Below are 21,031 nucleotides of genomic sequence, written 5' to 3' on the forward strand. Positions count from 1 at the left end.
GCTGACTTTTCTGATTTACAAGCGGTCAAATTTCATAAAAAGTGTGAAATTTGACCGCTTTTTCAATATTAGAGTGCGGCAAACGCTTTATCTGCGTACCGCTAATGTCGCTTGAATATCTGCATCGCTATGAGCTAGTGACATAAAGCCTGCTTCAAATGCACTTGGTGCAAGATACACGCCCTGTTCCAACATTAAATGGAAGAAACGGTTGAATTTTGCCGCATCACATTTCATCACGTCTTGGAAGTTTGTGATTTCCTCTTGTTCGGTAAAGAATAAACCGAACATACCGCCGACATATTGAGCGGTAAACGGTACGTTATGTTTTGTCGCTAATGCTTTAAAACCTTCCGCCAATGTTTTAGTTTGTGCGGCAAGTTTCTCTTCATTGCCTGCTTTGGAGAGTTCGGTTAAACACGCTAAACCGGCCGCCATTGCAATTGGGTTACCCGAAAGCGTACCTGCCTGATATACCGGCCCTGTCGGTGCAATGTATTCCATAATTTCTTTTTTACCGCCAAATGCACCCACTGGCATACCGCCGCCGATAATTTTACCGAGTGTAGTTAAATCCGGTTTCACATCGTAATAAGCCTGTGCACCACCTAATGCAACACGGAAACCGGTCATTACTTCATCGATAATAAATACCGCACCGTATTGATCACATAACGCACGTAAACCTTTTAAAAAATCATTTTTCGGCGGAATACAGTTCATATTTCCAGCAACAGGCTCAACGATTAAACACGCAATGTCATTCGGATATTGTTCAAAAGCGGTTTTTACCGAATCTAAATCGTTATAAGTACAAGTAAGCGTGTGCTTCGCAAAATCAGCTGGGACACCCGGACCGCTTGGTTGACCGAGGGTTAATGCACCAGAACCGGCTTTTACTAATAGCGAATCGGAATGTCCGTGGTAGCGACCTTCAAATTTGATAATTTTGTCACGGCCGGTATAACCGCGAGCTAAACGAATCGCTGACATGGTTGCTTCAGTCCCTGAGCTAACCATACGAACTAATTCGATAGACGGAACTAATTTAGTCACTAATTCCGCTAAAGTGATTTCGCTTTCGGTCGGTGCACCAAAACTTAAACCGTTCGGTACCGCTTTTAATACCGCATCAATAATTGCCGGGTGATTATGGCCTAATACCATTGGCCCCCAAGAACCGACATAATCAATATATTGCTTACCGTCCGAATCGGTAATATACGCACCTTCCGCTTTTTGGATAAATACCGGTGTTCCGCCTACACCTTTAAATGCACGCACCGGTGAATTTACACCACCGGGGATAACTTTCTGAGCTTTTTCAAACAGTTGTTCTGATTTAGACATAAATGATTCCTTAAATTGAAATTCTGAATAGCGTTGATCGACAAGGTTCCGCTTTACAAAAAATAGTTTAAAAATAACCGCTATGAGTTCCCTTCTGAACTGACTGAGCGTGTTGAAATTTGTAGGAACATTTTTCTTGAGCGAAGCGAATCTAAAATGTTCCGTTAAACAAATTACAACTAAGTGAAGATAAGCAGTGAAGTAGGGTCGCCTTTCTTTTGGTTACTTTTCTTTGGCGAAGCAAAGAAAAGTAATGGAGAGAATATGTAACTGATTTTCTAAGGTTATGATTAAACCAAATAAAGCAAACTTTATATTTATCCATTTTATAAAAAAAAGCCCAAATAACCTAAAAAAATTTGAGAGTCTTTACCTTTGTGATATTCTGCACACAATTTTCGTTTATTTATTTTTGAGGGAGTCCCCCTTATGTGGCTTACTTTTATTGCTGTTTTTGTGGTGTCGTTCGCCAGTCTGATTTTTATGCGACCGGTCGCAGAAAAAATTGGTTTAGTTGATAAACCGAACTTCCGTAAACGTCACCAAGGGTTAATTCCGTTAATTGGTGGTATTGCACTGTTTTTAGGTAATCTGACCTTCTATTTTATGGAATGGCAGGATATGCGTTTACCTTGGCTATATCTTGCGGCAGTAACGATTTTATTAGTCATTGGTGTGTTGGATGACCGTTTTGATGTCAGTCCGTTTTTACGAGCAGGGATTCAAGCTGGCTTAGCCGGTTTAATGATTTATAACGGGCTTTCTTTGGACAGTTTAGGACAAGTAATTGCACCGTTTAGTATTGAGCTTGGGATTCTTGGTATTATTTTTACCGTATTTGTCACGATTGGTGTGATTAATGCGTTTAATATGGTGGACGGTATTGACGGTTTATTAGCCGGACTTTCGAGTGCTAGTTTTGCGGGTATCGGTGTGTTGATGTGGTTGGACGAGCAATATACGTTAGCTTATTGGTGTTTTGCGATTATTGTCGTGCTGATTCCGTATGCGATGTTTAACCTGAGTGTATTCGGGGCCAAATGGAAAGTGTTTATGGGGGACTCGGGCAGTACTCTGATTGGCTTTACCATTATTTGGATTCTGTTACTCAGTACCCAAGGTCAAGGGCATACGATTAGCCCGATTACCGGTTTATGGTTGATTGCCGTGCCGCTGATTGATATGGTGGCAGTGATTATTCGTCGTTTGAAAAAAGGTAAAAGTCCCTTCAGACCGGACCGCTTGCACTTACATCATTTAATGATGCGAGCCGGTTTAACTTCTCGTCAAGCCTTAGCTGTCATTACCTTTGGGGCAACAATGTGTTCGACTATTGGTGTATTAGGCGAATACTACTATTGGAATCAATGGTTGATGACAATTGGTTTTATCGGTTTATTTTTTATTTATGCTTATTCGATTACCCATGCGTGGCGTGTAACACGTTTTATTCGCCGTATGAAACGTAGAGCGAAAAGAAAGCTCAAAATTGGTAATCAAGCTAAGTAAGCTGATTATTTGAGGACTTTCTATTGTTACGCTATTTACTTACTTTAATTATTACAACAGCGATTGGCGGTGGTATTGGATTTGGACTGAGTTTTGCACAAAAATCCACTTGGACGGCAACTGCACAATTTGAACAACCGAGCGTCTCTGAATTAGGTAATTACTACACCTTATTTTCTACCTACTCTTTCCTAAATGGGGGAGATAGCGTAAGTTATCGGGTTGTGAAAGATGAAAAAGGCGCATTAGTATTAGCACCGGAAAGTGGGGCTAAAGCGGAAGAAAAAGTAAAAACCGAGAGTTATGATGTATTTAAGCGTACATTAAGATCACCGGATGTCTTAACGGCATTTTTAGCACAAACGGAAACCGTAAAACTAAAAGCACAACTTGAAAATAAACCTACAGCGATTATTGCACAAAATTTAGCACAACAGTTTGTTTTTCAAGATATTGCAAAATCACAACCGTTTGAGCAATTGAGCGTGACATCGGAAAATCCGGAAGACGCGAATAAGTTACTTTCGGATTTTATTGCTTTCGCAAGTCAGCAGGCGAAACAAACCTTAAATGCCGAACTGATTGCTAAATGGAAAGTGTTGTTTCAACAAATTAAAAATGTTGCTGAAATCAAATTAGGTGCAACGCAACAAGGTAATCAAATTGCAATGCAAGATTGGAACGGCAAATTAAATCTAATGCGTTCGGTGCAACCATTAGACGATAAATTAGTACCTTTCAAATTCGTAAAATCACCGAGCGTACCTTTGATGCCATCATCGCCTGCTCAAGCATTATGGATAATGATTGGGGCATTAGTTGGCTTATTATGCGGTATGGTAATAGTGTCAATGAGCGGTTTATTCCGTAAAAAAGTTACGAATGTCGCACAAAATTAAAGTCTTGACCGTCTTCGGCACACGTCCTGAAGCGATAAAAATGGCTCCGCTAGCAATGATGTTGGCGGAGCATACTGCTTTTGAAGCGAAAGTCTGTGTCACCGGACAACATCGTGAAATGCTGGATCAAGTGTTAGCTTTATTTGATATTCGCCCCGACTTTGATTTGGATATTATGCGAGAAGGGCAGGACTTAACGGAGATGAGCGTACGTATTCTACAATCGCTAAAATCTGTCTTTGCACAATATCGTCCTGATATCGTATTGGTTCATGGCGATACTACTACCACGTTTGCTACGGCTCTTTCTTGCTATTATCATCAGATTCCGGTCGGACATATTGAAGCCGGTTTACGTACTGGTAATCTTTACGCCCCATTTCCGGAAGAAGGCAACCGTTGTCTGACCGCAGTATTAGCAGATTATCATTTTGCTCCAACCGAACAAGCCCGTCTAAATTTGTTACAGGAACATAAAACGCCACAGCGTATTTGGGTGACCGGTAATACTGTATTTGACGCATTGCAGTGCGTTTCCAATCGAATCCGCAATAATGCCACGTTAATCAAGCAACTTGAACAACATTATGATTTTTTGGATAGCGGTAAGAAACTGATTTTGGTCACAGGGCATCGCCGTGAAAATTTTGGCGAGGGTTTCCAGCATATTTGTGAAGCCTTGGTAACGATTGCTCAACAACATTCCGATGTACAAATTGTTTATTCACTACATCGCAACCCGAATGTTTGTGAGCCGGTCACTCATTTGCTTTCCGGGGTAGAAAATATTTTTGTGATTGAGCCACAAGCATATTTATCCTTTGTTTATCTAATGGAACAGTCTTATTTAATTTTGACCGATTCGGGCGGTATTCAGGAAGAGGCTCCGTCATTGAACAAACCGGTTTTGATTATGCGAAATAGTACCGAACGCTGTGAGGCAGTACAGTCTGGCTCGGCTCGAATTGTCGGTACGGAAGTGGATAATATTGTGCAAGAAGTCAATCTGTTGTTATCGGATAAATCTGCCTATCAAGCGATGGCACAGGCACAAAATCCTTATGGAAGCGGTAATGCTTGCAGTAACATTATTGCGATTTTGCAACAAATATTTGAATCATAACAGGCTTTGTTTTCCTCAAGACAAAGCCTGTTTTTTCAAAAGAAAGAGATTGAATAACAATGAAAATGTTTGAACGCATCACGGTGGTTGGTTTGGGTTATATCGGTTTGCCGACTGCTATCGCCTTTACTCGTTCTGCGAAACGAGTATGCGGTGTAGATATTAATCCTGATGTGGTAGAAAGTGTTAATCAAGGGAAAGCCCATTTTATTGAGCCTGAACTGGATATAGCCGTTAAACAAGCGGTAGAAAATGGATTACTTTTTGCAACGCAAACGCCTGAAGTCGCCGACGCGTTTATCATTGCGGTTCCGACCCCTTTTACAGACAATCATCAGCCTGATCTTCAATATATTGAGCAAGCGGTGCAAGCGATAGCCCCTTATTTAGTCAAAGGAAATTTGATTGTATTGGAATCGACTTCCCCGGTCGGGACGACAGAAAAATTGGCTGAATGGTTGCAAAAACTGCGTCCTGATCTGCATTTCCCGACTCAAGATGAAAACAATACTGATATTTATATTGCGTATTGTCCGGAACGAGTGCTACCGGGCAGAGTGATGATTGAATTATTTGAAAATGATCGGGTTATTGGCGGTCTTACCCCGAAATCCACTCAACAAGCGGTTGATTTATATCGAATTTTTGTCAAAGGCGAGTGTATTGCTACAGATGTTCGTACAGCGGAAATGTGTAAGCTGACCGAGAACAGTTTTCGTGACGTGAATCTTGCCTTTGCCAATGAATTATCGATGATTTGCGATAAACTCAATATAAATGTGTGGGAGCTGATCCGATTGGCAAATCGTCATCCACGTGTAAATATTCTGCAACCGGGAGCAGGTGTCGGCGGACATTGTATTGCAGTTGATCCGTGGTTTATTGTGGCACAAATGCCAGAACAAGCTCGTTTAATTCGTGCCGCACGAGAAGTAAATGACAGTAAGCCGCAATGGGTAATAGAGAAAGTCAAACAGGCGTTAGCCGATTGCGTAAATCGTAAAAATTGTTTACCGAGTGAAGTGACGATTGCCTGTTTAGGTTTGGCATTTAAAGCTGATATTGATGATTTAAGAGGTAGTCCGGCATTGGAAATTACTCAATATCTTGCCGATTGGCATTTAGGGACTGTATTGGCGGTGGAACCGCATATTCAGGAATTGCCATCATCTTTGATAGGAAAAGTGGAGCTAGTTAATTTTGAGCAGGCTAATTTACGGGCAGATATTTTGGTTTTGTTGGTCGATCATTCGCTTTTTAAGAACGTATCACCCGCCCCTATTACTGTTCCGTGGGTAATTGATACAAAGGGGATATGGCTAAAATGAAGCGACAATATTTGCCGGATCCGTGGTTGTCAGATTTTTTTAGTCGTCCGATTATACAGGCGAAAGTCGTTGCTCAGGATTACGCACAAATTCAACAGTTACAAACTCAAGGTTTTCAATTTGTAGAAGGCGAAATTGAGTTTTGCTTTGATCTTGCAGAATATCAAGAAAAAACCACCGCTTGCCAAGTAGCAACGGCTGAAAATATTGCTGAATTAGAAGCCCTATTCGGACAAGCTTTCCCGACAAGTCGCTTTCGTGAGCCTTGGTTTTCAGTAGCGGAAAATCAACGTTTTTACCGTACTTGGATTGCCCGTGCGGTACGAGGAGAATTTGATCAACTTTGTTTGGTATTAAAAACGGCAAGCGGTCAAATTCAAGGTGGAATTAGCTTACGTTTATCAGAAAATCAGGCTCGAGTCGGTTTATTAGCGGTATCGCCTACCTGTCAACGCCAAGGTGTTGCGACTGTATTGTTACAAGCGGCACAAAATTGGGCGAAACAGCAAGGAGCGGACGTTTTGTTAGTCGCGACCCAAATCGGTAATTTGCCTGCGATCAATCTCTATTTAAAGCAAGGTGCGAGAATGTTAACAACGGCTTATTGGTTTTATCGGAAATAATGTATGCAGATTCCTTTTAATAAACCGCCGATTGTCGGAACGGAGCTTGGTTATATGCAACAGGCGATGGCAAGCGGCAAATTATCCGGTGATGGTATTTATAGTCAGCGTTGCGAACAATGGCTAGAAAGTCATTTTGGTTCAGCAAAAGCATTGCTTACGCCGTCTTGTACCGCCGCATTGGAAATGGTGGCGATATTAATCGATATTCAAGCCGGCGATGAAGTGATTATGCCGAGTTATACCTTTGTTTCGACCGCTAACGCATTTGTGTTGCGTGGAGCAAAGATTGTGTTTGTCGATATTCGTCCCGATACGATGAATATTGATGAAACGAAAATTGAAGCGGCGATTACGCCGAAAACCAAAGCGATTGTGCCGGTACATTACGCCGGTATCGCCTGTGAAATGGATACGATTATGGCAATAGCCGAAAAATATCGGTTGTATGTGATCGAAGATGCGGCACAAGCGGTAATGTCTTTTTATAAAGGCAAAGCATTAGGCACGATCGGGCATTTCGGCTGTTATAGTTTTCACGAAACTAAGAATTATAGTGCCGGCGGTGAAGGCGGTGCTTTATTGATTAATGATGATCGATTTATTGCTCGTGCGGAAGTGATCCGAGAAAAAGGTACAAATCGTAGTCAATTCTTTCGTGGCGAAACGGATAAATATACTTGGCGAGATCTCGGATCTAGTTTTTTAATGTCGGAATTACAAGTCGCTTATTTATATGCTCAATTGGAAGTAGCTCAACAAATTAAACAAACTCGTTTAAGCATTTGGCAACGCTATTTTGAAGTCCTGCGTCCGTTTGCTGAGCAAGGGCGGATTAGCTTACCGACTTGTCCGCCTGAATGTGAGCAAAACGGACATCTGTTTTATCTGAAATGGCGAGATATGAGTGAACGTAATGCGTTTATCGACAGGTTAAGACAGTACGGAATTTTGGCAGTCTTTCATTATGTGCCGTTACACAGCAGTCCTGCCGGTCAGCAGTTCGGTACTTTTATCGGTCAGGATCGTTTTACTACTTCAGAAAGCGAACGCTTGGTTCGCTTGCCGTTGTTCTACAATTTGCAACCACAAGCGTTAGATAGAATTATTCACGTGATATTGGAATTTCTTACGCAATGAAATCACTGAGCAAAACCGCTGTTTGGGCGACAAGTTACACCGCTTTTAAAATCGGTATTAGCCTAATACTGGTAAAATTATTTGCCTTGCAATTCGGTTTGGAAGGATTGGGACAAGCGGCAAATTTTATGACGCTAATTACCGTACTAGGCGTTTTTGCTGGTGGGGGGATTTTTAACGGCGTAACGAAATATGTAGCGGAATTGGAACATAGCCCAGAGCAATTAGATACGTTTTTAGTAACGTCAAACCGTATTGTTGTGTTGTTCTCTGCGGTGCTAGCGGTCATTTTTGTACTATTTTCTGCAAAAATCAGCGAATGGATTTTTTATTCTGAAGATTATCAGATTGTGATTGTGGTTACCGCCCTTATTCAGTTCGCTATTGCTAATAGTAATTATCTATTAGCGGTTTTAAAAGGTTATCGACAGGTTAAAGCAAATGCGATAAGCCTGATTATTGGTGCTTTTCTTAGCACGATTTTCTTTTTAGGCTTACTTTATTGTTTTGGGTATTTCGGTGGGTTAATTGGGATTGCTTGTATGTCAGCATTTAGTTTTCTGCCGGCAAGTTATTTCTTAAAACAAAGAGGCTATCGATTTAAATTTTGGCTACAAGGGCGTTTTTCTTGGCAATATGCACGTAATTTATCTAAATTTAGTGCTATGGTTTTGATTACGGCGATGACATTGCCAATAACTTATATTGTATTGCGAGATCTGTTAGCAGAGTCTCATTCATTGGAACAAGTTGGGTTATGGCAAGGCGTAAGTAAAATTTCCGATGCCTATTTGCGCCTAATCACAGCGGTATTTTCCGTTTATTTACTGCCTACTTTTGCCAAATTAACCCAAAAAGACGAAATAAAACGTGAAGTGGTGAAAGCGGTTAAATTTGTCGGGGTTTTTGTGATTGGCACAAGTCTATGCGTGTTTGTGCTAAAGCGAGAAATCATTCTGACGTTATATTCCGCGCAATTTTTGCCAATCGAATCATTGTTTATTTGGCAACTGATCGGTGATATGTTTAAAGTAGTTGCTTATGTATTCGGTTATTTGGTAGTTGCGAAGGCATCGTTAAAACTGTATATCTTAGCGGAAGTTTGTCAATTAACCTTATTGTTAATGATCGGACAATGGCTGATTCCGTTAAATGGTGCGGAAGGGGCGGTACAAACCTATTTATTAACTTATTTTTGCTATTTCTTTATCTGCTTATTAGCGTTTCATCGCTATCTAAAAAATTAAAACCTCAAAGATGCTCTTTGAGGTTTTTTTTTAATAAAACCTATAAAGAAACCGATACATTTTCTTTCACACGGCGACTACACGCTAGCACATAGCCTTGTGCAATTTCTTCTTCAGTTAAGTCGCCGGTGTGTACTACTTCATATTCACCGCCGGTGACTTTGGTTTTACATAAACCGCATAAACCGGTGCGACAGCCGGAAACTACCGGTTGTTCTTGTGCTTCTAATGCGGCTAATAGGGTCATACCAACCGGCACTTCTGCAGTGATTTGTTTTGCACCGTTGATCGTGAGAGTGGTTTTCTTATCCGAACTGATTTCACCGGCTAAGGCAGTATTAAAGAAAGCTTCGGTAAAGAATCGATCTTCGCTTACGCCTAATTCGGTTACGATATTTTTTAACGCCGCCATATAGGCTTCGGGACCGCAGGTCATCACGGTGTAATCGCTCACATTCGGCACGGCATTTTTGATAATTTCTGCCGAAATTCGACCGCTTGCAAAGCCTTCGGTTGCCCCGACCGAAGCGTTAATCACTAAGTTGAATTTTGGATATTTAGCTTTTAACTCTTCCCATTCCGCTTTGAAAATTACATCTTTTGGCGAGTGTACCGAATGGATAACGGTTAAGTTTACTTCTGGACGATTTGCTAATAACCAACGAGTCATTGACATAATCGGTGTAACACCGCTTCCTGCACCGACTAACAAGTAATTATCCGCTAACACCTGTTGGCAAGAGAACTCCCCCATTGGATTCGAGAACCATACTTGGTCGCCGACTTTCACGTCATTGTTCAACCAAGTTGAACCGACACCGCCTTCAATTTCACGCACGGTAATCGACACGAAACGGCTCTCGCCCGGGGTAGAAGAAAGTGAATAAGCACGAGTAATATGCGGCGTGTTTTTAATGCTGACTAACGCATATTGTCCCGCTTGATACGGGTAGAAATCCTGTGCGATAAAGTTAATCGTTTTTACTTTTGGCGCTTCTTGTACGATTGAATAAACCTGTAATTCATTAATACATAAAGGGTTTTTATTGGTATTTGCCATTTTAATTATTCCTTCTTGTTCTTTTCGGACGGGCACTGGACCCGCCCCTACAAGCGGTTTAAATTTGCAAAAATTTTGCGAAATTTGACCGCTCTTTTTTAATTAGCCGATTATTTATTGATGATATGACCAAAATCTTGTTCAGGGGTAGTTAAACCGCTTAAACCGAATTTTTCGTGTAATAAATTCATCACGTTGTCATTTAAGAACGCCGGTTTGCTTGGACCTGAGTAAACATTTTTCACGCCAAGCGCTAACAGCGTTAATAACACGATAATCGCTTTTTGTTCGAACCAAGAAAGCACAATCGAAAGTGGCAATTCATTTAAACCGATACCTAATTTTTGTGAAAGTGTCACCGCTAACATAATCGCCGAATAGGTGTCGTTACATTGACCTGCGTCTAATAAGCGAGGCAAGCCGCCGTCACCCATATCACTAACAGTACCGAAATCTAATTTGTTAAAACGGTATTTACCGCAACCAAGCGTAAGCACCGCAGTATCTTTCGGTAACGCATAGGCTAAATCCGTATAGTAATGGCGTTCTTCTTTATCGCCATCACAACCACCGATCACAAATACATGGCTCAATTTGCCCGCTTTGACTAAATCAATTACTGCGTCTGATGCGTCAATTAAAGTCTTGCGACCGAAGCCTACTGTGATGTAATGTTCTAATTCGGTATATGGGAAGCCTTCACATTCCAACGCTTTTTCGATAACCGGTGCAAAGTTGTGTTTTTCTAAATGCACTACGCCCGGCCAGCCTACGATGTTACAAGTGAAGATACGATCGGCATAATCACCCACATTCGGATCGATTAAACAGTTTGATGTCATCACGATCGCCCCCGGGAAGCGCGCAAATTCTTTTTGTTGATTCTGCCAGCCTGAACCGTAGTTACCGACTAAATGTTTGTATTTTTTCAGTTCCGGATAGCCGTGTGCAGGCAACATTTCACCGTGGGTATATACGTTAATGCCTTTGCCCTCGGTTTGTTCTAATAACGCTTTTAAGTCTTTTAAATCGTGACCTGAAATCAGGATACATTTGCCTTTCACCGGACGGATATTTACCGTTGCCGGCACCGGATTACCAAAGGTTTCGGTTTCGCCGGCATCTAACATTGCCATCACTTTAAAGTTCATTGCACCGATAGCGAGCGATTTCTCGAGTAATTCGTTTAAATCGCTTGGTTTTGTGCCTAACCAAGCCATAAAGCCGTGGTATTCCACATATAAATCGTTATCGAATTTGCCTAACACATAAGCGTGTTCTAAATACGCCGCGCACCTTTTAAGCCGTAAAGCGCTAATAAACGCACGCCGTGAACTTCTTCGCCGATTTCCGCACGGTCGGTATCTAACGCAAATTCTTTGGCTTGTTCGGCAAGTTGATCAATCGAAATGCCTTTGAGTTCAATGTGTGCTAACGGATGGTTAATCGTTGGGTTCGGCTCAATTTCGCTGACCGCTTTAATTAATTCGTTACGATAAATAATCGCTTGTTGCGCATAGCCAACGATACGGTTTGAATCGAAGTTTACGTTGGTTAGGGTGGCAAAGAACGCACGAGGGGCGAAGTTGTCCGCATCGTGGTTGATAATGCCGTGTTCACGCGCTTTTAACGCCCACGCAGACAGGCTGTGTAAGCAGGCGATTAATAAGTCTTGTAAATCTGAGGTTTCCGCCGTTTTACCACACATACCTTGACCGAAACTACAACCGTTTCCCACCGGGGTTACCATAGTTTGTTCACATTGAACGCAGTACATAAAATTACTCCAATTTAAATAATAAAATAAGTAACCTACTAAAATAGTAGGAATTGATGTTCGCAATCATAGCGATAACAAAAATGGAGAAAAAGCAGAAAATTTTGGAAAATGCAGGGAATTTGATCTAGTCGTAGTTATCTACTTAAAATAGGGTATAGGTTATTTTTATTGAAAATTATTCCTAATTTTATTGGTAAAGTTTTATGGTTTTTTGACCGCTTGTAACCGATTTTTCGCTTATAATCGTTAGCGTTAATCCAATTTTAGAAAATATTATGCGTCCTATTTATCATATTCTTGGCTCTGATATACCGCACCATAATCAAACGGTACTAAATTTCTTTCATGATCAGTTACTACCTCAATTATCCGAGCAACAACACTACTTTTATGTTGTGGGACAAGAGGAGTTAGGTTCGCAATACCCACAACTGAATTTACGATTTTTCTCTTCTCGTCAATCAATCGCCAAAGAAACTATAAAAACTGCCAAGCAAGCTCCAACAGCCAAGTTTGTATTACACGGTCAGTATAATATTTGGCTATGGCTTGCGATTTTGTGTGGAAATTTACCCGCTTATCGTTGTGTTTGGCATATTTGGGGAGCAGACCTCTATGAGGAGGCAAGCGGTTGGAAATTTAAATTTTTTTACCGTATTCGCCGTTTAGCACAGCAAAAGTTACCGGTTTTATGGGCAACGCACGGTGATCTTGCGTTTGCTAAACAGCACTTAAAACGAGAGAGTGCTCAAGATCAAGTTGTTTATTTCCCGACAAAAATGGATCGGCAACCTCTGATTCAAACAACGGATCAAACAAAATCCTTTACGGTTTTGCTCGGTAATTCGGGAGATCCATCCAATCGCCATTTGGCGGCATTAGTACAGTTAAGAAAAACGATGAGTGATAATATTCGTATTCTAATTCCTATGGGCTATCCTAAGAATAATCATCACTATATTGAACAAGTACAGCGGAAAGCGAAGGAATTATTTCCTCATAGTATTGTTGAGGTGATGACAGAGAAATTGAGTTTTGCACAGTATCAACAGCGATTAACGGAATGTGATCTCGGCTATTTTTATTTCCAACGCCAACAAGCGATCGGTACAATCTGTTTATTGCTTCAACAAAATATTCCACTCGTGCTAACAAAAGAGAATCCGTTTTGTATCGATATGCAAAATGAACAAATTCCGTTTTTGTATAGTGATGAATTAACAATGTCTAAAGTTCGACAAGTCAGGCAACAACTTCAAGATTATGATAAAAGTCACATTCGTTTTTTTGCACCTCATTATAATGAGCAATGGCTGACTTTATTAACGGAACTCAGTAATGATTGAATATACTTTATTAACCGGCTTTTATTTGATTTCGGTATGGCTAATATCAACGCACATTTATATTGCCTACCGACAACAGGCTTTTTCTTTTCATTTCCTATTTAGCCTAATTTATCTTGTTATCTTTTATTTAGGCTTCCCGTTATCAATGCTCATGACGTTCAGTTTTGAGAGCCAGATCGCTGATCCGAAGATATTATTTCTTACGCTTTTTACCGCCTTTGCTGGTTATCTTATCTATTGGTTTAGCTACCGCTTTTTTGCAAGAACAATCGGTACCCAAAAACAACAAGCGGTGGAAAATGTCACGAACTTTGCAAAATTAGAAGCAAAAGTAACCGCTTATTTATTATGTATCGTGGCGTTGGGGAGTATCGCTTGGTTCGTGTCGGTTAACGGCTTATTACTTTTTGAATTAGAAAAATACAGCCAAATTTTCTCAGCAAGGCTTCAGCATTTATGGCTGAAACGTTTCTTTTATTTTTTTCTGCCGGCGTTATTAATTCTCTTTTTCCTATACCAAAATAAAAGAATATGGGGAATCTTTCTGATATTGGGGATAATGATTGGTAGCTTGAACTATATTGCGGTTGGTGGCACTCGGGCGAATTTGGCGATGGCGGTATTATTATTTTTTCTGTTAGGGCTTTATAAAAATTATATCTCGTTCAAAACATTACTGATTGCTGGTATCGGTATGATCGGTACAATGTTTTTATTAGCATTAGCTCGTTATGGATTAAAAGTAAGTGGTTCGGAAGCATTGTTTACCTTTTTGTATCTGACGAGAGATACGTTTTCACCATGGGAAGATCTCACTAAGATATTGAGTTATCCGATTGAATACCAAGAACTCATGCCGATTATTCGAGATTTTTACGTCTATATCCCAGATGAACTATGGCAAGCAAAACCTACTTATATCGTGAATACGGCAAATTATTTCACTAAAGAGATTTTAGCAAATTTCTCAGGGTTAGCGATGTCCCCGACTTTATTGGGATCTTTCTATATTATGGGCGGATTTCCGATGATAATCGTGGGTATGATATTTGTTGGTTGGATAGTTCAGTGTTTTGATCGTTTATTTACTTACGGAAAATATCATCAAATGACAAGTATCTCTGCCATCATTCAAACCTATTGTATAGCGAACATATTTAACTTAATCGTTTTAGCGAGAGAAGGTATGGATGCCTTTATTTCCCGTTGGCTATTTTTTAGTATCGTTTTTTTAGCGTGTTGGAGTTTCGCAAAACTTATCACAATTAGCTTAGAACCTATATTGCTGACAAACAAGGCAAATAATCATGATAGAAACAGTTGAAATTCGCGGACTTAAAATTCTCACCGCAAGAAATAAAGCCGAACTTGTCGATTTTCTGATGAATGAACAGCAGATAAAAACCGGTAAATTAATTGCAATGAATGCTGAAAAGCTTGTGATGAGTGAAAAAAGGCCTGAAATTCGTCAACTACTCAAACAAGCAGAGTATAAATATGCAGATGGCATCAGTATGGTTCGCTCGGTAAAACGAAAATATCCGCATATTAAACAAATGGAACGGATTGCCGGTGTGGATTTATGGGAAGCATTAATGCAAAAAGCCGGAGAATTAGGTATACCGGTATTTTTGATCGGCAGTACAGCGGACACACTTGCAAAAGTTCAGCAAAAATTGACCGCTTGGAATGTCAATATTGTTGGATTACAAGACGGATATTTTGATAATAAAGAACAACAATTCATTATCGAGCGTATAAAACAAAGCGGAGCAAAATTGGTAACGGTTGCAATGGGGTCACCGAAACAGGAACAGTTTATCGTACATATTGAACGGGAGTATCCCGATTGCTTATATATGGGCGTAGGCGGAACTTATGATGTTTTTACCGGCAAAGTCAAACGGGCTCCGAAAATTTGGCAAGATCTCGGTTTAGAATGGCTATATCGTTTATTAAGCCAACCAACACGTTGGCGACGACAACTTAACTTGTTACGTTTTATGTATTACTACTGCACAAAACAGCTTTAAAAATCATCAACTATGATAATTATTATTCATTTTGAATAAATTAAAAACAAACAAATGATTTTTTTAAACTTTTTTGAAAAAAGTGCTAGACAACAAAAAGGGAAATCTATAATATACGCCTCCGTTGCGACGCACTAAACAAAACGATGAAAATCGTAAGCGTTCGTAGCTCAGTTGGATAGAGCGTTGGCCTCCGGAGCCAAAGGTCGCAAGTTCGAATCTTGTCGAGCGCACCAGTGGTCAAAAGCAATATTCAATCGGCAATGGTGGCTATAGCTCAGTTGGTAGAGCCCCGGATTGTGATTCCGGTTGTCGTGAGTTCGAGTCTCATTAGCCACCCCATTTAAAATATACTCTTGTGAGTAACTGACGGCGAGTAGCGCGACTTGGTAGCGCAACTGGTTTGGGACCAGTGGGTCGTAGGTTCAAATCCTATCTCGCCGACCAATTTATTTTTTGTTCTTTAACAATATATCAGACAATCTGTGTGGGCACTTGTTGATTGACTTGATTTTAAAAATATTATTTAAAACTTGAAGTCTTAATAGGTGCTTAAACTAGAAATTCATATTTATCTTTTACTTAACTTGGTTAGGTAAGAGAAGTGAACTTAGCTAAGCAGTTTATTGAGCGATTAAACTTTTTGAATTGAAGAGTTTGATCATGGCTCAGATTGAACGCTGGCGGCAGGCTTAACACATGCAAGTCGAACGGTAACAGGGATTAGCTTGCTAATTTGCTGACGAGTGGCGGACGGGTGAGTAATGCTTGGGAATCTGGCTCATGGAGGGGGATAACTACGGGAAACTGTAGCTAATACCGCGTAATATCTTCGGATTAAAGTGTGGGACCGCAAGGCCACATGCCATGAGATGAGCCCAAGTGGGATTAGGTAGTTGGTGGGGTAAAGGCCTACCAAGCCGACGATCTCTAGCTGGTCTGAGAGGATGACCAGCCACACTGGAACTGAGACACGGTCCAGACTCCTACGGGAGGCGACAGTGGGGAATATTGCACAATGGGGGGAACCCTGATGCGGCCATGCCGCGTGAATGAAGAAGGCCTTCGGGTTGTAAAGTTCTTTCGGTAGCGAGGAAGGTATCAAATTTAATAGATTTGGTAATTGACGTTAACTACAGAAGAAGCACCGGCTAACTCCGTGCCAGCGTACCGCGGTAATACGGAGGGTGCGAGCGTTAATCGGAATAACTGGGCGTAAAGGGCACGCAGGCGGTTGATTAAGTGAGATGTGAAAGCCCCGGGCTTAACCTGGGAATTGCATTTCATACTGGTCAACTAGAGTACTTTAGGGAGGGGTAGAATTCCACGTGTAGCGGTGAAATGCGTAGAGATGTGGAGGAATACCGAAGGCGAAGGCGACCCCTTGGGAATGTACTGACGCTCATGTGCGAAAGCGTGGGGAGCAAACAGGATTAGATACCCTGGTAGTCCACGCTGTAAACGCTGTCGATTTGGGGATTGGACTTTAAGTTTGGTGCCCGAAGCTAACGTGATAAATCGACCGCCTGGGGAGTACGGCCGCAAGGTTAAAACTCAAATGAATTGACGGGGGCCCGCACAAGCGGTGGAGCATGTGGTTTAATTCGATGCAACGCGAAGAACCTTACCTACTCTTGACATCCAAAGAAGAACTCAGAGATGAGTTTGTGCCTTCGGGAACTTTGAGACAGGTGCTTTGCATGGCTGTCGTCAGCTCGTGTTGTGAAATGTTGGGTTAAGTCCCGCAACGAGCGCAACCCTTATCCTTTGTTGCCAGCGGTTCGGCCGGGAACTCAAAGGAGACTGCCAGTGATAAACTGGAGGAAGGTGGGGATGACGTCAAGTCATCATGGCCCTTACGAGTAGGGCTACACACGTGCTACAATGGCGTATACAGAGGGAAGCAATATGGCGACATGGAGCGAATCTCACAAAGTACGTCTAAGTCCGGATTGGAGTCTGCAACTCGACTCCATGAAGTCGGAATCGCTAGTAATCGCAAATCAGAATGTTGCGGTGAATACGTTCCCGGGCCTTGTACACACCGCCCGTCACACCATGGGAGTGGGTTGTACCAGAAGTAGATAGCTTAACCGCAAGGGGGGCGTTTACCACGGTATGATTCATGACTGGGGTGAAGTCGTAACAAGGTAACCGTAGGGGAACCTGCGGTTGGATCACCTCCTTACCAAGAATTGAGCGACTGCAAGTGTTCACACAGATTGTTTGATGAATGAGTGAGCGTTTATGTTAAGTGATTTAAAAAGTTATTGAAAAATAACGGTATTTAACGTAGAATAATGTGCTCAAATGGCAAAGTGGAGAGCATCTTTAAATGTTGTCCCCATCGTCTAGAGGCCTAGGACATCGCCCTTTCACGGCGGTAACCGGGGTTCGAATCCCCGTGGGGACGCCATTTAAAGATGACTTTTGTTGTCTAAATTGTTCTTTAAAAAATTGGAAACAAGCTGAAAAACTGAGAGATTTTTCAAGTTCGTTAAAGCGAAAGTGATAATGAATACATTGAAAGTCTGAGTAGTTAAAAAATCTTGACTGAACAAAAGCAGTCAAGTGTTTAGTTTAAAAACTAACGTCAAATGTGAAGTTTGAAAGAATAAGAACATTTGAGGTTGTATAGTTAAGTGACTAAGCGTACACGGTGGATGCCTTGGCAATCAGAGGCGAAGAAGGACGTGCTAATCTGCGAAAAGCTTGGATGAGTTGATAAGAAGCGTTTAATCCAAGATATCCGAATGGGGAAACCCACTAGATGAAGAATCTAGTATCACTATCTGAATACATAGGATAGTGAGGCAAACCGGGAGAACTGAAACATCTAAGTACCCCGAGGAAAAGAAATCAACCGAGATTCTGTAAGTAGCGGCGAGCGAAAGCGGAGGAGCCTTCAAACGATAGCATTCGATTTAGGAGAATGAGCTGGGAAGCTCAACGACACAGGGTGATAGTCCCGTATTCGAAAAATTGATAGTGGTACTAAGTTTGAGACAAGTAGGGCGGGACACGAGAAATCCTGTTTGAAGAAGGGGGGACCATCCTCCAAGGCTAAATACTCCTGATTGACCGATAGTGAACCAGTACTGTGAAGGAAAGGCGAAAAGAACCCCAGTGAGGGGAGTGAAATAGAACCTGAAACCGTGTACGTACAAGCAGTGGGAGCCTCTTTGTGGGGTGACTGCGTACCTTTTGTATAATGGGTCAGCGACTTATATTTTGTAGCGAGGTTAACTGAATAAGGGAGCCGAAGGGAAACCGAGTCTTAACTGGGCGATTGAGTTGCAAGGTATAGACCCGAAACCCGGTGATCTAGCCATGGGCAGGTTGAAGATTGGGTAACACTAATTGGAGGACCGAACCGACTAATGTTGAAAAATTAGCGGATGACTTGTGGCTGGGGGTGAAAGGCCAATCAAACCGGGAGATAGCTGGTTCTCCCCGAAATCTATTTAGGTAGAGCCTTGAGCGGACACCTTCGGGGGTAGAGCACTGTTTCGGCTAGGGGGTCCATCCCGGATTACCAACCCGATGCAAACTGCGAATACCGAAGAGTGATACTCAGGAGACACACGGTGGGTGCTAACGTCCATCGTGGAGAGGGAAACAACCCAGACCGCCAGCTAAGGTCCCAAAGTACTAGTTAAGTGGGAAACGAAGTGGGAAGGCTTAGACAGCTAGGATGTTGGCTTAGAAGCGACCACCATTTAAAGAAAGCGTAATAGCTCACTAGTCGAGTCGGCCTGCGCGGAAGATGTAACGGGGCTAAAACTAGTCACCGAAGTCTGCGGCATCAATGGAAACATTGTTGGGTAGGGGAGCGTTCTGTAAGCGGATGAAGCTGAATTGAGAAGTTTGGTGGACGTATCAGAAGTGCGAATGCTGACATAAGTAACGACAAAACGAGTGAAAAACTCGTTCGCCGGAAGACCAAGGGTTCCTGTCCAACGTTAATCGGGGCAGGGTGAGTCGGCCCCTAAGGCGAGGCTGAAAAGCGTAGTCGATGGGAAACGGGTTAATATTCCCGTACTTGGTATAACTGCGATGTGGGGACGGAGAAGGTTAGGTTATCAGACTGTTGGATGTCTGTTTAAGCCGGTAGGTGGGAATTTTAGGCAAATCCGGAATTCCGTTAACACCGAGAAGTGATGACGAGTCTCTACGGAGATGAAGTAACCGATACCACGCTTCCAGGAAAAGCCACTAAGCTTCAGGTTATACTAAACCGTACTATAAACCGACACAGGTGGTCAGGTAGAGAATACTCAGGCGCTTGAGAGAACTCGGGTGAAGGAACTAGGCAAAATAGCACCGTAACTTCGGGAGAAGGTGCGCCGGCGTAGATTGTAAGCGTTTACCGCTGAAGGTTGAACCGGTCGAAGATACCAGCTGGTCGCAACTGTTTATTAAAAACACAGCACTCTGCAAACACGAAAGTGGACGTATAGGGTGTGATGCCTGCCCGGTGCTGGAAGGTTAATTGATGGTGTTATCGAAAGAGAAGCTCCTGATCGAAGCCCCAGTAAACGGCGGCCGTAACTATAACGGTCCTAAGGTAGCGAAATTCCTTGTCGGGTAAGTTCCGACCTGCACGAATGGCATAATGATGGCCAGGCTGTCTCCACCCGAGACTCAGTGAAATTGAAATCGCCGTGAAGATGCGGTGTACCCGCGCTAGACGGAAAGACCCCGTGAACCTTTACTATAGCTTGACACTGAACATTGAATTTTGATGTGTAGGATAGGTGGGAGCCTTTGAAGCAGTCACGCCAGTGATTGTGGAGGCGTCCTTGAAATACCACCCTTTAACGTTTGATGTTCTAACGAAGATTGCGGAACGCGGTCTCGGACAGTGTCTGGTGGGTAGTTTGACTGGGGCGGTCTCCTCCCAAAGAGTAACGGAGGAGCACGAAGGTTTGCTAATCACGGTCGGACATCGTGAGGTTAGTGCAATGGTATAAGCAAGCTTAACTGCGAGACAGACAAGTCGAGCAGGTGCGAAAGCAGGTCATAGTGATCCGGTGGTTCTGAATGGAAGGGCCATCGCTCAACGGATAAAAGGTACTCCGGGGATAACAGGCTGATACCGCCCAAGAGTTCATATCGACGGCGGTGTTTGGCACCTCGATGTCGGCTCATCACATCCTGGGGCTGAAGTAGGTCCCAAGGGTATGGCTGTTCGCCATTTAAAGTGGTACGCGAGCTGGGTTTAGAACGTCGTGAGACAGTTCGGTCCCTATCTGCCGTGGGCGTTGGAGAATTGAGAGGGGTCGCTCCTAGTACGAGAGGACCGGAGTGGACGCATCACTGGTGTTCCAGTTGTCTCGCCAGAGGCACTGCTGGGTAGCTACATGCGGAAGAGATAAGTGCTGAAAGCATCTAAGCACGAAACTTGCCTTAAGATGAGTTCTCCCCGACTATAAGTCGGTAAGGGTTGTTGGAGACTACGACGTAGATAGGTGTGGTGTGTAAGCGTAGTGATACGTTGAGCTAACACATACTAATTGCCCGAGAGGCTTAACTATACAACGCTCAAGTGTTTTTGGGCACTACACTCAGTAACAGCTTGTTTCGAATT

11 protein-coding genes, 4 tRNA genes, 2 rRNA genes and 2 pseudogenes are annotated in these 21,031 nt (G+C 42.4%); 16 read left to right on the plus strand and 3 right to left on the minus strand.

The window, feature by feature from the left end; genetic code table 11:
* Nucleotides 1-68 precede the first annotated feature (68 nt).
* A pseudogene (gene hemL / locus NYR89_RS09435) lies at nucleotides 69-1,350 on the minus strand (glutamate-1-semialdehyde 2,1-aminomutase).
* A 429-nt stretch (nucleotides 1,351-1,779) separates the two neighbouring features.
* On the opposite strand from hemL, the gene wecA reads away from it, so the two are divergent.
* The 7 genes from wecA to wzxE are packed head-to-tail and all read left to right on the plus strand — an operon-like array spanning nucleotide 1,780 to nucleotide 9,219.
* Entirely contained in the window at nucleotides 1,780-2,859 is a 1,080-nt protein-coding gene (gene wecA / locus NYR89_RS09440) for a UDP-N-acetylglucosamine--undecaprenyl-phosphate N-acetylglucosaminephosphotransferase (RefSeq protein ID WP_279445607.1), read from the plus strand.
* Between the two features lie 23 nt (nucleotides 2,860-2,882).
* Nucleotides 2,883-3,758 (plus strand): transporter, encoded by an 876-nt coding sequence (locus NYR89_RS09445; RefSeq protein ID WP_279445608.1) that lies wholly within the window; start codon nucleotides 2,883-2,885, stop codon nucleotides 3,756-3,758.
* Nucleotides 3,742-4,881, plus strand: coding sequence for a non-hydrolyzing UDP-N-acetylglucosamine 2-epimerase (gene wecB / locus NYR89_RS09450; RefSeq protein ID WP_279445609.1), 1,140 nt, complete (start codon nucleotides 3,742-3,744; stop codon nucleotides 4,879-4,881). Before NYR89_RS09445 ends, wecB begins: the two co-directional genes overlap by 17 nt.
* Nucleotides 4,882-4,940: 59 nt before the next feature.
* Nucleotides 4,941-6,209, plus strand: coding sequence for a UDP-N-acetyl-D-mannosamine dehydrogenase (gene wecC / locus NYR89_RS09455; RefSeq protein WP_279445610.1), 1,269 nt, complete (start codon nucleotides 4,941-4,943; stop codon nucleotides 6,207-6,209).
* A complete protein-coding gene (rffC, locus tag NYR89_RS09460) occupies nucleotides 6,206-6,832 on the plus strand; it encodes a dTDP-4-amino-4,6-dideoxy-D-galactose acyltransferase (RefSeq protein ID WP_341536374.1) in 627 nt (208 codons plus the stop codon). Before wecC ends, rffC begins: the two co-directional genes overlap by 4 nt.
* 3 nt (nucleotides 6,833-6,835) lie before the next feature.
* Complete coding sequence (gene rffA, locus NYR89_RS09465; RefSeq protein WP_279445612.1) at nucleotides 6,836-7,972, plus strand: dTDP-4-amino-4,6-dideoxygalactose transaminase; 1,137 nt, start codon at nucleotides 6,836-6,838, stop codon at nucleotides 7,970-7,972.
* Nucleotides 7,969-9,219 (plus strand): lipid III flippase WzxE, encoded by a 1,251-nt coding sequence (gene wzxE, locus NYR89_RS09470; RefSeq protein ID WP_279445613.1) that lies wholly within the window; start codon nucleotides 7,969-7,971, stop codon nucleotides 9,217-9,219. Before rffA ends, wzxE begins: the two co-directional genes overlap by 4 nt.
* A gap of 40 nt (nucleotides 9,220-9,259) precedes the next feature.
* Here wzxE and hcr read toward each other — a convergent pair whose 3' ends face one another.
* Together hcr and hcp are read right to left on the minus strand one after the other, a co-directional pair.
* The gene (gene hcr / locus NYR89_RS09475) at nucleotides 9,260-10,279 is read right to left on the minus strand and encodes an NADH oxidoreductase (protein ID WP_279445614.1); all 1,020 of its coding nucleotides are present in this window, start codon (nucleotides 10,277-10,279) and stop codon (nucleotides 9,260-9,262) included.
* 110 nt (nucleotides 10,280-10,389) lie between these two features.
* Nucleotides 10,390-12,056 (minus strand): annotated as a pseudogene (gene hcp, locus NYR89_RS09480) (hydroxylamine reductase).
* Between the two features lie 278 nt (nucleotides 12,057-12,334).
* Between hcp and NYR89_RS09485 the strand changes: the two are divergent.
* The 9 genes from NYR89_RS09485 (at nucleotide 12,335) to NYR89_RS09525 (ending at nucleotide 20,978) form a co-directional block, all read left to right on the plus strand.
* Nucleotides 12,335-13,405: a TDP-N-acetylfucosamine:lipid II N-acetylfucosaminyltransferase gene (locus NYR89_RS09485; RefSeq protein WP_279445615.1), complete on the plus strand. Its 1,071-nt coding sequence runs from the start codon at nucleotides 12,335-12,337 to the stop codon at nucleotides 13,403-13,405.
* On the plus strand, nucleotides 13,398-14,732 hold the full coding sequence (wzyE, locus tag NYR89_RS09490; RefSeq protein ID WP_279445616.1) for an ECA oligosaccharide polymerase: 1,335 nt from the start codon (nucleotides 13,398-13,400) through the stop codon (nucleotides 14,730-14,732). The genes NYR89_RS09485 and wzyE overlap by 8 nt, the downstream gene beginning before the upstream one ends.
* The gene (gene wecG, locus NYR89_RS09495; protein ID WP_279445617.1) at nucleotides 14,716-15,441 is read left to right on the plus strand and encodes a lipopolysaccharide N-acetylmannosaminouronosyltransferase; all 726 of its coding nucleotides are present in this window, start codon (nucleotides 14,716-14,718) and stop codon (nucleotides 15,439-15,441) included. Before wzyE ends, wecG begins: the two co-directional genes overlap by 17 nt.
* Before the next feature lie 159 nt (nucleotides 15,442-15,600).
* Nucleotides 15,601-15,677, plus strand: a tRNA-Arg gene (locus NYR89_RS09500).
* A gap of 30 nt (nucleotides 15,678-15,707) precedes the next feature.
* Nucleotides 15,708-15,783, plus strand: a tRNA-His gene (locus NYR89_RS09505).
* Between the two features lie 28 nt (nucleotides 15,784-15,811).
* A tRNA-Pro gene (locus tag NYR89_RS09510) sits at nucleotides 15,812-15,888 on the plus strand.
* 198 nt (nucleotides 15,889-16,086) lie between these two features.
* Nucleotides 16,087-17,629 (plus strand): 16S ribosomal RNA (locus tag NYR89_RS09515).
* Nucleotides 17,630-17,781: 152 nt separating this feature from the next.
* Nucleotides 17,782-17,857: transfer RNA gene (locus NYR89_RS09520), tRNA-Glu, on the plus strand.
* Between the two features lie 220 nt (nucleotides 17,858-18,077).
* Nucleotides 18,078-20,978: ribosomal RNA gene (locus NYR89_RS09525) — 23S ribosomal RNA — on the plus strand.
* Together the 16S and 23S rRNA genes with 4 tRNA genes alongside form the textbook arrangement of a ribosomal RNA operon.
* The last annotated feature ends 53 nt before the right edge of the window (nucleotides 20,979-21,031 follow it).

The organism is Actinobacillus arthritidis (genome assembly GCF_029774155.1).
Lineage (GTDB): Bacteria > Pseudomonadota > Gammaproteobacteria > Enterobacterales > Pasteurellaceae > Actinobacillus > Actinobacillus arthritidis.

Bases quoted from the DNA above. Each gene is read 5' to 3' on its own strand.
- wzxE (WP_279445613.1), top strand. From the start codon at position 7,969: ATGAAATCACTGAGCAAAACCGCTGTTTGGGCGACAAGTTACACCGCT.
- wecC (WP_279445610.1), top strand. From the start codon at position 4,941: ATGAAAATGTTTGAACGCATCACGGTGGTTGGTTTGGGTTATATCGGT.
- wecG (WP_279445617.1), top strand. From the start codon at position 14,716: ATGATAGAAACAGTTGAAATTCGCGGACTTAAAATTCTCACCGCAAGA.
- rffC (WP_341536374.1), top strand. From the start codon at position 6,206: ATGAAGCGACAATATTTGCCGGATCCGTGGTTGTCAGATTTTTTTAGT.
- hcr (WP_279445614.1), bottom strand. From the start codon at position 10,279: ATGGCAAATACCAATAAAAACCCTTTATGTATTAATGAATTACAGGTT.
- wecA (WP_279445607.1), top strand. From the start codon at position 1,780: ATGTGGCTTACTTTTATTGCTGTTTTTGTGGTGTCGTTCGCCAGTCTG.
- wzyE (WP_279445616.1), top strand. From the start codon at position 13,398: ATGATTGAATATACTTTATTAACCGGCTTTTATTTGATTTCGGTATGG.
- rffA (WP_279445612.1), top strand. From the start codon at position 6,836: ATGCAGATTCCTTTTAATAAACCGCCGATTGTCGGAACGGAGCTTGGT.
- NYR89_RS09485 (WP_279445615.1), top strand. From the start codon at position 12,335: ATGCGTCCTATTTATCATATTCTTGGCTCTGATATACCGCACCATAAT.
- wecB (WP_279445609.1), top strand. From the start codon at position 3,742: ATGTCGCACAAAATTAAAGTCTTGACCGTCTTCGGCACACGTCCTGAA.